The 13,504-nt window shown below is 39.2% G+C and carries 9 protein-coding genes and 1 riboswitch; of the genes, 4 read left to right on the forward strand and 5 right to left on the reverse strand.

The genetic code is table 11. The annotated features are described in order from the left end of the window. The first annotated feature begins 53 nt into the window (after positions 1–53). The 4 genes from JN11_RS03205 to JN11_RS03220 all read left to right on the forward strand — a co-directional run bounded on the left by JN11_RS03205 (position 54) and on the right by JN11_RS03220 (position 6,513). Positions 54–2,723 (forward strand): putative LPS assembly protein LptD, encoded by a 2,670-nt coding sequence (locus tag JN11_RS03205; protein ID WP_246138930.1) that lies wholly within the window; start codon positions 54–56, stop codon positions 2,721–2,723. 2 nt (positions 2,724–2,725) lie between these two features. Next, positions 2,726–3,961 carry a competence/damage-inducible protein A gene (locus JN11_RS03210; RefSeq protein WP_144909550.1) on the forward strand — a complete coding sequence of 412 codons (1,236 nt, stop codon included), beginning with the start codon at positions 2,726–2,728 and terminating at the stop codon, positions 3,959–3,961. Between the two features lie 56 nt (positions 3,962–4,017). Then, the gene (locus JN11_RS03215) at positions 4,018–5,553 is read left to right on the forward strand and encodes a dihydrolipoamide acetyltransferase family protein (protein ID WP_144909552.1); all 1,536 of its coding nucleotides are present in this window, start codon (positions 4,018–4,020) and stop codon (positions 5,551–5,553) included. Between the two features lie 171 nt (positions 5,554–5,724). Further along, positions 5,725–6,513: a hypothetical protein gene (locus JN11_RS03220; protein ID WP_144909554.1), complete on the forward strand. Its 789-nt coding sequence runs from the start codon at positions 5,725–5,727 to the stop codon at positions 6,511–6,513. Between the two features lies 1 nt (position 6,514). On the opposite strand, the gene JN11_RS03225 is transcribed toward JN11_RS03220, so the two are convergent. From JN11_RS03225 to JN11_RS03245, 5 genes are all read right to left on the reverse strand, one after another. Then, on the reverse strand, positions 6,515–7,687 hold the full coding sequence (locus tag JN11_RS03225; RefSeq protein ID WP_144909556.1) for a glycosyltransferase family 87 protein: 1,173 nt from the start codon (positions 7,685–7,687) through the stop codon (positions 6,515–6,517). Between the two features lie 167 nt (positions 7,688–7,854). Next, positions 7,855–9,090, reverse strand: a complete 1,236-nt coding sequence (locus JN11_RS03230) for a homoserine dehydrogenase (protein WP_144909558.1) — start codon at positions 9,088–9,090, stop codon at positions 7,855–7,857. Continuing rightward, complete coding sequence (locus JN11_RS03235; protein ID WP_144909560.1) at positions 9,090–10,145, reverse strand: homoserine O-acetyltransferase family protein; 1,056 nt, start codon at positions 10,143–10,145, stop codon at positions 9,090–9,092. Before JN11_RS03235 ends, JN11_RS03230 begins: the two co-directional genes overlap by 1 nt. A gap of 64 nt (positions 10,146–10,209) precedes the next feature. Beyond that, positions 10,210–11,520: an O-acetylhomoserine aminocarboxypropyltransferase/cysteine synthase family protein gene (locus JN11_RS03240; RefSeq protein WP_144909562.1), complete on the reverse strand. Its 1,311-nt coding sequence runs from the start codon at positions 11,518–11,520 to the stop codon at positions 10,210–10,212. A 259-nt stretch (positions 11,521–11,779) separates the two neighbouring features. Next, a riboswitch (SAM riboswitch) is annotated at positions 11,780–11,890 on the reverse strand. A 193-nt stretch (positions 11,891–12,083) separates the two neighbouring features. Beyond that, the gene (locus tag JN11_RS03245; protein ID WP_144909564.1) at positions 12,084–13,478 is read right to left on the reverse strand and encodes a serine hydrolase domain-containing protein; all 1,395 of its coding nucleotides are present in this window, start codon (positions 13,476–13,478) and stop codon (positions 12,084–12,086) included. Positions 13,479–13,504: the final 26 nt, after the last annotated feature.

Below are 13,504 nucleotides of genomic sequence, written 5' to 3' on the forward strand. Positions count from 1 at the left end.
AATTGATTTTGAAATTCATAAGCATCTTTTTTCTTATTGCAATAATTTTTACGATGCGGGTAAACGCTACTGCACGTACAAGCAATTTTGGATTTAAGCCGATACGGGATACCATTATAAAGGTAGATACCATTAAAAGCCAGAAAGGTAATAAAGGTAAAAAATCTAAGGCAACTTCAGCAACAAAAAAAGCAGGAGCCCCAGCTGATACCTCAAAAAGTTCTGGCGAATTAAAGGAAGAAGTAACCTCCCATGCGGAAGATTCAACTTTTGTTGACCAGGTAAATGAGATTACCTACCTGTATGGCAAAGCGCGCGTAACCTACGGAGATTTTGAATTAGACGCAGATTATATCAGGCTTGATAAAAAAAATCACCTGCTTTTTGCAAAGGGAAGTATAGATCCAATTACCAAAAGATACGTTGGCAGACCCATCTCCAAACAAGGAAAAGAAAAACCGCTCTTGTCTGATTCTTTACTTTTTGATTACAAATCAAAGAAGGGTAAACTATACAATCCGGCATCTGAACAAGATGGTAGCTTTCTTTCGGGTGGACAGGCTAAGAAGTTAAATGAAACAGAAATAGCCTACCGGAACGTTATTTTTAGTACCTGCGACCTCCCATACCCAGATACACACTTTGGTATTGTGATTACAAGAGGTATTGCTGAAAAAAACCGGATTATTTCCGGGCCTGCTTATCTTGAAATTGAAGGTATCCCGCTTCCCCTGGCTATACCATTTGGTTTTTTCCCAAAGCCAGATACACGAACCTCGGGGGTTATTATTCCAACCTTCGGCGAAGATGCAAAACTGGGTTTTTATCTGCGTAATTTTGGATATTATGTTGGGATAAGCGATTACATGGATTTAACCAATATGGGTACAATCTATTCCAAAGGATCATACGAGCTGAATACCACGTTACATTACTTAAAACGATATAAATACGGAGGTACGCTATCGTTAAGCTATGGTTCGCATAATTACGGCCTTGAAGGTGATCCGCCAACCCGAGATTTTAATGTAACCTGGACACATACCCAGGATCCTAATGCTAATCCAGGGAGTACTTTAAGTGCCTCCGTAAATGCTGGTACATCAACATTTTATCAAAATAATCCATCAGCCAGTAATTATAACTTACAGGCGCTTACACAAAATAACTTACGTTCAACCGTAAACTATAGTAAAACCTGGGCCGGAACACCATTTAACCTGAGTGTGGGCCTTTCACACAGCCAGGATCTTACCAATAAAACGGTAACGCTTGATTTGCCTACGTTAAGTTTTACTATGGCATCATTAAGCCCGTTTGATTCAAAAGATAGGGTAGGAGATCCGAAATGGTATCAAAAAATTACTGTTAGTTACAGTTTGCAGGCTAATAATGAAATAAACGCTATTCCCGAATCAGAGTTATTTAAAGGCAACACGCTGCTGAAGGATATGCAAACAAGCATTGTTCATCAAATACCTATTGGTTTGAGTTTGAATTTTTTGAAATATTTTCAATTCAGTAGCAGTATAAATTATACCGAACACTGGTATTTGCAAACTATCAGGAAAAGCTATGCCAGGGGAAGTACTTCAGGAAGCGATTCATTAGTTACCGATACCGTAAATGGTTTCAGAAGAGCTGGTACTTATTCATTAAGTACAGGAGTATCAACCAAAGTTTATGGTGTAATAAACTTTAAGAAAGGTAATGTAGAAGCCATCAGGGACGTAATAACACCTACTTTGAGCTTTAGTTATAATCCCGATTTTTCTGCTCCTGGCTATGGTTATTATAAAACGGCAATAAGCAATGCAACAATACCATATCCTTATCAATCACTTACGTATTCAATTTTTGAAGATGGTTTCCCGTCTGCGGGAAGGCAGGCCGGTATTGGGTTAAACCTTGATAATACTATTCAGATGAAGCTTAAACCTAAAGCTACAGATACTTCCGGAAAGCCCAGGAAAGTATCATTGCTTGATGGGTTAACTTTTTCGACGTTTTACAATTTTGCGCAAGATTCATTAAGGTTACAACCCATATCCTTTTCAGCACATACCGGAATATTGAATAACAAAGTTAACCTCAGCATTTTCGGATCGCTAAACCCGTATGAAAATCAGGTGCTTGATTCTATTTCAAATGGGCAAATATTGCGTTATACCCGTGAAATTAATCGCTATACTTTACAGGACGGAAGATTCCCCACATTAACTTCCATTAGTTTTTCAGTGAGCGGGAGCTTAAATTCAACTTCTTTTAACCCGCAAGCCCCTGTACAGCCACAAGCAGGTAATACATTAAGCACTATTAATGCACAACAAGCTCAACGGCTTGCTGTTATAAATAGTGACCCAAGTGCTTATGTTGATTTTAATGTCCCATGGAACTTGTCATTTAATTATAGTTATAGCTATAATAATAACTATATCAGTACAAGTAGCTCAAATACTATTATGCTTAGCGGTGATGTCAACATTACTTCTAAGTGGAAAGTACAGTATAGTACTAACTATGATATCAGGGCACAAAAGCTTGCAGTAACCTCGTTTGGTATTTATCGCGATTTACATTGCTGGGACCTTAACTTTCAATGGGTGCCTTTCGGACTCTACAAATCTTATAATATTACCCTGAAAGTAAAAGCTGCCATATTGCAGGATTTGAAATTGAGCAAAAGAAGCGATTACACCAGCAATCAAAATTTCACCCAATAAACATGCTTGCAGAAATTATAACCATTGGCGACGAAATACTTATAGGTCAAATTGTTGATACCAATTCGGCCTGGATAGCCCAGGAGTTAAATAATATTGGTATACGAATTAAGCAAATCTCATCAGTTTCTGATGATCGCGAACATATTTTAGCTGCGCTTAAGGAAGCAAGCAAAAGGGCAGATGTTATTTTAATAACAGGCGGACTTGGCCCTACAAAAGATGATATCACCAAAAAAACTTTGGCTGATTATTTTGGCGTTGGCTTTGTTGAGAATAAGGATGCGCTTGATAATGTGCTGCAAATTTTTTCAAGGTACAACAGGCCTATGCTTGATGTTAATCGCTTACAGGCCCAGGTGCCAGCTAATTGCGAAGTAATATTAAACAAGAATGGTACTGCACCCGGTATGTGGTTTAATGTTGATGGGAAAATTTATGTATCAATGCCAGGTGTGCCGCACGAGATGATGTATATGATGGAGGATTCGGTGATTCCAAAGCTTAAAACATCATTAAAGCTGCCATTCATTATCCATAAAACTATTTTAACTGTTGGCGAAGGTGAATCATACTTAGCTGAACGGATTGCCGATATTGAAGATGCATTGCCATCCTATATTAAACTGGCGTATCTGCCTAAACTAGGACAGGTGCGATTAAGATTAAGTGCATACGGCGAAGATGAAGTTTTATTAAAGGAGAAGATAAATGAGTTTTCGGCCAAAATAGTTGAACGTGTTGCTAACGTTGTTGCAGCTGAAGAAGATATACCGGTTGAAAAGGCGATATTAAACTACATGGAACAAAAAGGCTTTACCTTATCGGTAGCCGAAAGCTGTACAGGCGGATACATTTCACATTTGTTTACGCAGCATCCCGGTTCATCAAAAGTGTTTTTTGGTGGAGCTGTTTCTTATTCGTATGAATTAAAGGAAAGTATTTTGGGGGTGAAAAATGAAACGTTGCAAAAGTATGGAGCAGTGAGTGAAGAAACTGCTACCGAAATGGTTCAAGGAGCATTGCTGAATTTTAAATCGGATTATGCAATTGCGGTAACCGGTATTGCTGGTCCGGATGGCGGAACGCCTGACAAACCTGTTGGTACCGTGTGGATTGCAGTTGCAAATGTTAATAAAATGGTAGTAAAGAAATTAACATTTGGTAATAAACGCCATCAAAACATTGAAAGAAGCGCAATATCAGCTTTAAATATGTTGAATACTTTACTTCACTAAAAGTAAGAAATAACAATAAAATCAGCTAATTTTGGCCTTTACGATAACTAGTGTCTATGGCTAAATATAAACTGTTACTGCCTAAAATGGGGGAAAGTGTTGCGGAGGCAACCGTAATCAAATGGACAAAAAATCCGGGAGATTATATTGAAGCCGACGAAACAGTAATGGAAATTGCTACGGATAAGGTAGATTCTGATGTTCCATCTCCGGTTGCAGGCAAATTGATTGAGCAATTCTTTAAAGATAATGATGTAGTTCAGGTAGGTGCAATTATTGCAATAATTGAAACTAATGAGCCTGAAGAGGAAGTAAAAGGACCTTCTTTGCAACATGAATCTGTTGTAGCCGAAACTCCAAAACCTGTTGAAGAAGTACATCAACCCATAATTGAACCGTTTGCAACTGATAGTACTAATGCATCTGAAGCAATAGTTCCGCCTGTATTTGAGGATTATCGTTCGGATTTTGCCCAGGCAGTTCCTTACATTGATCAAATTGAGCAGACAAATGTACCTGGTGTAGAAAGTGCTGCTAAAAATTCGCTGCGTTTTTATTCTCCGTTGGTAAAAAATATAGCTGCACAAGAAGGAATAAGCAGTGTTGAATTGGATCAAATTACAGGTACAGGCGCTGAAGGTCGTTTAACAAAAGACGATTTGCTGGCTTATATCCAAAATAGGTTTAAACCAAACCCTTCGTTTGAAAATAATCCGGTTAAAGCAGAACCTGTTTTGGCCAACACTATTGAAGCGCCGAAATCAGAGCCTGTAGTTGAAAAATCCCAACCAGTTATTGAAACGCCTGCTCCCGTAACCGAAGTTCCAAAAGTAACGCCTGCTGCTCAATCAGAACCAGTTCCGGTAGCAAAATCTGTATCGGGTGAAGATGAAATTATTGAGATGGACAGAATGCGCCGCATAATTGCCGATCATATGGTAATGAGCAAGCATACTTCGCCACACGTTACCTCGTTTGTTGAAGCAGATGTAACTAATATTGTTTTGTGGCGCGAGAAGATAAAGAGTAGCTTTGAGAAACGCGAAGGTGAAAAGATAACCTTTACCCCAATTTTTATTGAGGCGGTAGTAAGGGCCATAAAAGATTTACCGATGATCAATATCCAGGTAAATGGAACACAAATCATTAAAAAGAAAGATATCAATATCAGTATGGCAACTGCTTTGCCAAATGGTAACCTGATAGTTCCGGTAATAAAGAAAGCTGATGAATTAAGTCTGATTGGCTTAACCAAAGCTGTTAATGACCTGGCAAGCCGCGCCCGTACCAATAAATTAAAACCAGATGATGTACAAGGTGGTACATTTACTATCACCAATGTAGGTTCATTTGGTAATGTAATGGGTACGCCTATTATTAACCAGCCGCAGGTAGCTATTTTAGCCGTTGGCGCTATCAAGAAAAAGCCTGCAGTGATTGAAACCTTACAAGGCGATATGATTGCGATCCGTCATATGATGTTCTTGTCATTATCATACGATCACCGTGTGGTTGATGGATCATTGGGCGGATCATTTGTAAGGCGAGTTGCCGATTATCTTGAGAACTGGGATCCTGGAAGAGAATTGTAAATCTAAATACATGTCCCGCCTTAACAAAGGCGGGATTTTTTGTTTTATAGCACAGTTTACCTCAAGAAGACGCTATTTCTGAATTTGTACAGCTTTGTACCAACATGTACAGGCTGTGAATTGGCTGATGTTTTATTCATTCCGTAATTTGAATTATAACAATTACATTGAATGAAAAACCTAATCAAACCTGCGCGCATTTCTTACGGTATTTTAATAGCCGCATTGGCCATACAGCAAATCTTTTACAAAGATTTTAGGCCGGTAATTTTGCCACCATGGCACCCATCTATTACTGGTTACGCCATTTATGTTTACGTAATAAGCACCCTTTTTATTGCGGGTGGAGTTGCCATTATTTTTGAAGTAGGTAGCAGACCGGTATCCCTTATTTTGGGTGGAGTATTGCTCTTGCTTTTTTGCATTTGCCAGATTCCATATGAACTTATTGTCGATCCTTATTATAAACATTTTGGTGTTTGGGTAAATGCCTTGAAAGAACTTGCCATGGCAGGTGGTGCTTTCGTTGTAGCCGGATCATTTATGACGAAAGATGAAGGTAAAGAAAACTCATTAATTATGCTCCTGGAAAGATTGATTCCTTTAGGCAACGTTTTCTTTTGTATAATGATTGTGGGCTTTGGAATTGACCATTTTTTGTATGCTGATGGTATTTCAACATTGGTGCCCAACTGGATGCCCTTGCATCTGTTCTGGACATACTTTGCTGGCGTGGCTCTAATAGGCTCTGGATTAAGTATTATCTTGAGGATAAGGCTTAAATTGAGTTCGTTATTGCTTGCGCTAATGATATTTTTATGGCTCGTTTTGTTGCACATCCCACGTGCCTTTACCGACCCTTATTCACTACAGGGTAACGAGGTTTCGAGCGTGTTTGAGGCATTTGGCTTTAGTGGTATTGCATTTTTAATGGCTTACGGATACCACACCAAAAAATAAATTAAGCAACTATTGAAGTTGCAGATTGTTCCTTATTGAATTTGCGGAATATCGTTTCATAAATAATCTTTAACCATATCAGTACGCAAGGCAAAGCTTTCAATTTATAAGGCACCACATAATTCATTTTAATATATCGTGGAAATAAATCAGATGGCGACATAACGGTTAATATTAGCGCAAAAACCAGCAAACCTATTTCAAAACCGGTAACTGGTCTGTTCAGATTCATAAACCAAATACCCACACCGGCTACTGCAATAATATAAGTTGGCGACTCAGACGAGCTGCTGAAAATAATAACAAATACTAAGGTTGATGCCAGTAATAAAAGTTGGTAGGGTACAGTATTGTATTCCTTTATTCTTAAATACCAGATTGCAAATAGCACAATCGCAGGTGCTATTATAGTGATGTTTGATAATTGCCTGTAGTTGAATATATTACGAATAAGCCCCATTGCAGAAATATCCTGCAAGCTTGGGCCTATATTGGCAAGGTTCTTTTGCACTAAATCGCCATACCAATCATGATAAGTATGGATGATATAGGATGGTGAAGAGATAGCCATTGGCAGTAAAAACAACACTACAGACCAAAATAGAAGGCTTAAAATAAACTTCGGCTTGTTTTTTGAAAAGAAGAAGAATGCCAGGCCAACTATTGGATAAAGCTTGATAAATGTTCCGGCAACAATCATCAGTGCAGCCCAGAAATCTTTTTCGTTCCTAATAAAAACATAGGCCAATATAATTAAAGCACCTATAAATGGATTAATCTCCACGTTTGATGAAGACGTCATCAGCTCATGGGCACAAATAAGTAAAATAGCCAGATATTGATACTCAGTTATAGGTAGTGCCTTAATGGCTTTGTATAATATCCAGGCGTTAAACATCACCCATAATATTACCCCAAAACCATCTGGTAACAAAGCAAACGGAGCCATTAATAGAGCGAACACCGGCCCGTAATGATTTAAATCCTGAAATTGGGGTTGATAGCCGAAAATAGTATGCTGATGAATAACATTGATAAAGTTATATTTATATACAAAGTAATTGTTGTGAATGTGGTTAAGCAGTACGCTTTTACCAACCGCAAAAAAGCTAAGACCAAAGTATAGTGTAAATACAAAAGGTTTGTTTTTTACAAGATTAGCAAGTTTACTCATCAGCTTAAATTATAGCGGTATGCTTGCAAAGATAATAATCCGCCTAATAATACCTGCATAGCACAGAAGATGCTTAACTACGTTCCATGGCAAATGGAACAAGCAAAAAAGGCCCCTTTGCAGGAGCCGTTTTTAAACTAAATAAACCTAAATGAAAATATAAAATTTTAAAATGCTTCTTCAGCTACTGTTGCTTCAGCCGCCAGATTTACACCAGCAAGCTGATCGGCAAAGGCTACAAATGCTTTGTTGTTGGCTATTAATTGTTGGTTATCAATAAGGCTTTGCAGATTGATTTTACCAATAACAAACTTATAGCTGCCCGAATAATAACGCTCATGGATATGGGTGAAATTTAGCGTCTCTACTAATGCTTCATCCTCATAGCGTAGATAAATATTCAGTTCAATATCATTGGTGAAGTTAAGACTGGTGCGTTCTTTCGCCTTTTTGTATTCGTACGCGTAATCATAACGTAAAGCGGCTATATCAGATAATACAGCAGAACCAGTTGGGTGTCCTCCGGCACCTTTTCCGAAAAAGAATTGCTGATCGGCAAAGGCGGCTTGTACAATTACACCGTTGTATTCGTATTCTACATTGTATAAAAATTCTTTTTCGTTTACAAATTTGGGTAGTACAAACAAGGCTACATGTTGATCGTCAAGTTCTTTAGCTACCGGAACCAGTTTTATCTTCAGGTTCTTTTCACGGGCGTATTGCAGATCGTTTGCGGCAAGATTTTGGATGCCAAGGTTAAATACATCATCAGGGTTAACAATTACACCATAAGCATGTGAAGCGGCTATTACCAGTTTATATTTGGCATCAAAACCGCCCACATCACTGGTAGGGTCCGTTTCAGCAAAACCAAGGTCTTGCGCCTGTTTTAGTGCTGTATCATAATCCATATTCTCATTAAATCCTTTAGAAAGAATGTAATTGGATGATCCGTTAAAAATACCACTGATAGAGTGTAGTAACTCATTATCATAATATTCTTCCAGATTACGGATAATAGGAATACTGCCGCAAACCGCACCTTCATATAACAAAGAAGTGCCATGTTTTTGCTGAAGGTCAATAAGCTCCTTTAAATGCAGGGCAATCATTTTTTTACTGGCCGAAACCACATTTTTGCCAGAGCTTAATGCTCTCGAAACAATTTCAAACGCTGCTTCGGTATCATTTATCAGCTCAACAATGGTATTTATTTCCGGGTTGTCCAGCAATTCATCGCGTTCAGTCGTGAATAGGTGTGCTGGAAGTGTACGTTGTTTGTGCGCGTCTTTAATGGCGATCTTTTTGATCTCCAGATTCAGATGTTTGGTTTTAATAATGTCATACAAACCCTGGCCAACCACGCCAAAGCCAAATAGTCCGATGTTTAGTTTTTTGCTCATTATGCAGTGCGTTGCAATTCAATAATTTTTCCTTTTACGTCTGTTTTAAAAAAGGAAGTGATGATATTTGTTAATACTCCGGTTTCAATTAAAAAACCATCGTGTCCGTAAAACGAATCTAATTCGGCGAAAACCGATTTTGGGATGTGCTGAAACAGGTATTGCTGCTCCTCAATAGGAAACAACACATCTGATTTAATACCGATAACCAATGTACGTGCTTTTATCAGGCTTAAAGCCTTTTCAACCCCATGGCGGTTGCGGCCTACATTGTGTGAATCCATGGTTTTTGACAGATACCAATAGCTGTAGGCATTAAATCTGTTCACCAGCTTTTCACCCTGGTAGTTTTGGTATGATGCCGCTTTGTAGCCATCTACATGATTGTCTTTTTCTTCCTGCTGTGTAATGCCGTAGGTTTTGTAGTTACGATAGGAGAGTAATGCTATACTGCGGGCAGCTTTTAATCCCTTTTTACCTCCATCGGGAGCGTTGGCATAAAAAGTACGATCAGTACTGATAGCCAGGCGCTGAGACTCATTAAAAGCTATTCCCCATGGTGAATGACGGGCGTTTGTGGCTATTAGTATCAAATTCTTAATACGCTCGGGTTCCATAATGGCCCATTCAGATGCTTGCTGACCGCCCAGCGATCCTCCTAATAAAATTCCTATCTCTTTAATTCCTAAATGGTCGGCTAATAACTGATGTCCCTTTACAATATCTCTTATAGTAAATTGCGGGAAAGCAAGATAATAAGGATGTCCGGTAACCGGGTTTATACTTAACGGATTACTGGTGCCATATGGTGACCCCAAAATATTGGCGCATACAATAAAATGCTCTTTAGGATTAAAGTAATCATTCTCGCCAAAAAAACCTTTCCACCAGTCAAAAACATCAGAATTTGCTGTAAGCGCATGGCATACCCATACTACATTGTCGCGGTTTTTGTTTAGTGTTCCGTATGTATTAAATCCAATCTCAAGCTCAGCTAATTCCTTGCCCGATTCTAGTTTAAAAGGCTTTTCGTATTTAAAAATCTCTGTACTCATTCTCTTCTCTATTTTTTAAGCCGGAAGGTCTCTCAGGTCTTCCGGCTTTTTGGGTCTTCAGACCTTAAACTAATTCAGCTACTTTGGCAAATGCCTGGGCAAAATCAGCTTTAATATCGTCAATGTGTTCAATGCCTACAGCTACACGAAGGGAGTTTGGTAATACACCCGCTGCAAGTTGCTCTTCATCTGATAATTGCTGATGCGTGGTTGCCGATGGCTGGATGATAAGTGTTTTGGTATCGCCCACATTAGCCAGGTGACTTACCAGTTTCAGGTTATCAATTATGCTGCCTGCATTTTCTTTTCCGCCCTTAACTTCGAAGGTTAACACAGCACCAAAGCCATTTTTTAAATATTTTTTCGCTAATGTATGTTGTGGGGATGAAGGTAATCCCGGATAATTTACCTTATCAACCAATGGATGCTGCTCCAGCCATTTAGCCAGTTCAAGCGCATTGTCCACATGGCGTTGTACACGTAATGACAAAGTTTCTAACCCCTGAATGTTTAACCACGAATTGAATGGCGATTGTGACGGGCCGAAATCTCTCAAACCCTCTACGCGGGCACGGATAATGAACTGGATATTGCCAAACGGACCGCCAATACCAAATACATCAGCAAATACCAAACCGTGATAACCTTCGGATGGCTCCGTAAACTGCGGGAACTTACCATTGCCCCAGTTATAGTTACCGCCATCAATAATGGCACCGCCAATGCTGGTACCATGTCCGCCAATCCATTTGGTCGTTGATTCAACCACAACATGGGCTCCATGCTCCAGCGGACGGAACAGGTAACCGCCAGCGCCAAAAGTGTTGTCAACTATTAAAGGCAGATCATGTTTTTTAGCCAGGGCAGCTACCTTATCAAAATCGGCAATGTTAAAGCCCGGATTGCCAATAGTTTCCAGGTAAATAGCCTTGGTTTTATTGTCAATTAGTTTTTCAAGGTTTTCTGCAGTATCATCTTTAGCGAAACGGGCATCGATCCCTAAACGCTTAAAAGCAACTTTAAACTGGTTATAAGTACCGCCATATAGGAAAGGAGAGGTCACAAAATTATCACCGACCTGCAAAATATTATTTAAGGCGATAAACTGTGCCGCTTGACCTGATGCTGTTGCCAAAGCAGCTACACCACCTTCAAGGGCAGCGATACGTTTTTCAAAAACATCGGTAGTGGGGTTCATTAAACGGGTATAGATGTTGCCAAATTCTTTTAGTGCAAAAAGATTGGCGCCATGCTCTGCATTTTTAAATACATAGCTGGTAGTTTGATACAGTGGAACGGCACGTGAGCCGGTAGCATCAATTTCATGACCGGCATGTAATTGAAGGGTTTCGAATTTCAGGTTTTCAGTTGACATAGGATTTAAGAATTCTTTTATAATTGTTTTTTGATGATTTGGATTAAGACAGTCACAACAAGGGATATAAACGATCACGTTGTGTGAGCATACACGTATTTTTCAGGAAATGGAAAAATTAAAACGTGTTAAGGCTCAGCAACAGCAACGCATACACATATGGTTGCCAGCATAGCTGTAACAATACACAGGTATATAAGTAGGTTGTGCCTTAAAAATGTTTTGCAGAATGTAATTAATCAGACTTTTCATGGTTGTTAATTTATATTCCCCGGGGTTATTTGCCGGGACAGGAATTGGCACCTTCTTCAACATTGAAGGGTTGCCAGCGGGTCATTGAGCCTGATCTCTCGCCGCTTCTTTATAAATCAAAACCTGGGTGAGAGGTAATGATCATTGGTATTGCTACCAAATTTTGTTTCAAAGATAGGATGTTATCATTGTAAATTCCAAATAAAATTTTTATTTGTTGATTTCGATGGAAGGTGAGAAGATAAAAGAGGAAAGAAAAAGCTTTATCATTGACGTTAATATTAACATAGGTTCAAAGAAGCCTAAACAGTCTACTTAGCTAACGGTGGTAAAATGTAGGTTTTTATCAGCTTGTCTGATGGAGATTGGCTATTGAAATTGCCGCCGGTAATTACCACCACCATGTTTTGTTGTTTGAAAATGTAAATTTTTTGACCGCCGTTGCCTTGCGCTCCTACTGTATAGAAACGTTTGCCGTTAACGTCAAAATATTTGAGCCACCACAAGTAACCGTAATCAACCCCTTGTACTACGGAGTGTTTAATGGTTGAGGCAGCCACCCAACTGGCAGGTATCACCTGTTTGCCATTCCAAACGCCGTTGTTTAGATAAAGAAAGCCAAATTTGGCCATGTCCCGGGGGCGCAGGTAAACCTGGCAAAAATCTTCTGATTCCGTTTTATCAGGTTTAAAGCGCCATTTGAAATGAGTTATTCCTAACGGGCCAAATAGGTTTTTCTCTACAAAATAAGCAATAGGATAGCCTGACGCAATTTCAATAATACGGCCCATGGTTATCGGATTACCTGAGTTATAGCGTCCCACCTTGCCTGGCGTGTCAAGCATCGGTAAATCGAAAGTGTATTTTATCCAATCGTTGGTATAGCCCATGGTGGTTTCGTCACCGGCTGCTTTGTTATAAGCTTCATCATAACTTACGCCACTTTGGTTACTTAGCAAGTTATCAATAGTGATGGCCTCTTTTAATGGTGAATCATTAGCGGGGTGATAGCTGGGGAAGTAGGATAACATCCTGTCGTTCACACTTTTTATCAACCCTTTATCAATGGCAATTCCTGTAAGAGCGGACACCACACTCTTTGAGGCCGACCGTTGTGATTGCAGGCTGTCGGCTGTGTATTCGTAAAAATACTCCTCAAATATCAGCTTACCATCTTTTATAATCAACACACTGTGCACGTTTGGATAATCGCCAGCTATAATTTTGCGCACCATATTATTTAATAATGCGCTGTCTAATCCAGATGAGGTTATGCTTCCGGTAGTTAGTCCATCATGGAGTATGGCAGGCTGATGATATTGATAGGTATCAGGGTTGACACCTAACCGTGGATACCACATCTTATCAGATATTTTTATATCGCCATTAATGAGCGCAAAAGTTTGGTTATTGTAAGTATAAGCTACGATTTTATTAGACGTGTTCCGCAAAAATTTAATAGGTTGATGAGCGTTATTCAAAAAGGAGTCTTTACCGGCGGGATGTAATGCATACCTTGCCTGTGCAACAATTGCATACAAAACAGTATCCTTTGGCGATGCGGCCATTTGCAATGTACTACTATTGATATAATGATAAACGCCCTGGTATTCTTTTAACTGCTGATAGGTGTATTTGGAGGCTTGCTGAGCATTGGCAAACAAACAATATAGGCAAAGGCTAAGTAACAACCAGGTGTTTTTCATGCATTAAAAGTATTAAATAATATTTT

The sequence above is a fragment of the Mucilaginibacter frigoritolerans genome, assembly GCF_007830615.1.
GTDB lineage: Bacteria > Bacteroidota > Bacteroidia > Sphingobacteriales > Sphingobacteriaceae > Mucilaginibacter > Mucilaginibacter frigoritolerans.

Bases quoted from the DNA above. Each gene is read 5' to 3' on its own strand.
- JN11_RS03205 (WP_246138930.1), top strand. From the start codon at position 54: ATGCGGGTAAACGCTACTGCACGTACAAGCAATTTTGGATTTAAGCCG.
- JN11_RS03210 (WP_144909550.1), top strand. From the start codon at position 2,726: ATGCTTGCAGAAATTATAACCATTGGCGACGAAATACTTATAGGTCAA.
- JN11_RS03215 (WP_144909552.1), top strand. From the start codon at position 4,018: ATGGCTAAATATAAACTGTTACTGCCTAAAATGGGGGAAAGTGTTGCG.
- JN11_RS03220 (WP_144909554.1), top strand. From the start codon at position 5,725: ATGAAAAACCTAATCAAACCTGCGCGCATTTCTTACGGTATTTTAATA.
- JN11_RS03225 (WP_144909556.1), bottom strand. From the start codon at position 7,687: ATGAGTAAACTTGCTAATCTTGTAAAAAACAAACCTTTTGTATTTACA.
- JN11_RS03230 (WP_144909558.1), bottom strand. From the start codon at position 9,090: ATGAGCAAAAAACTAAACATCGGACTATTTGGCTTTGGCGTGGTTGGC.
- JN11_RS03235 (WP_144909560.1), bottom strand. From the start codon at position 10,145: ATGAGTACAGAGATTTTTAAATACGAAAAGCCTTTTAAACTAGAATCG.
- JN11_RS03240 (WP_144909562.1), bottom strand. From the start codon at position 11,520: ATGTCAACTGAAAACCTGAAATTCGAAACCCTTCAATTACATGCCGGT.
- JN11_RS03245 (WP_144909564.1), bottom strand. From the start codon at position 13,478: ATGAAAAACACCTGGTTGTTACTTAGCCTTTGCCTATATTGTTTGTTT.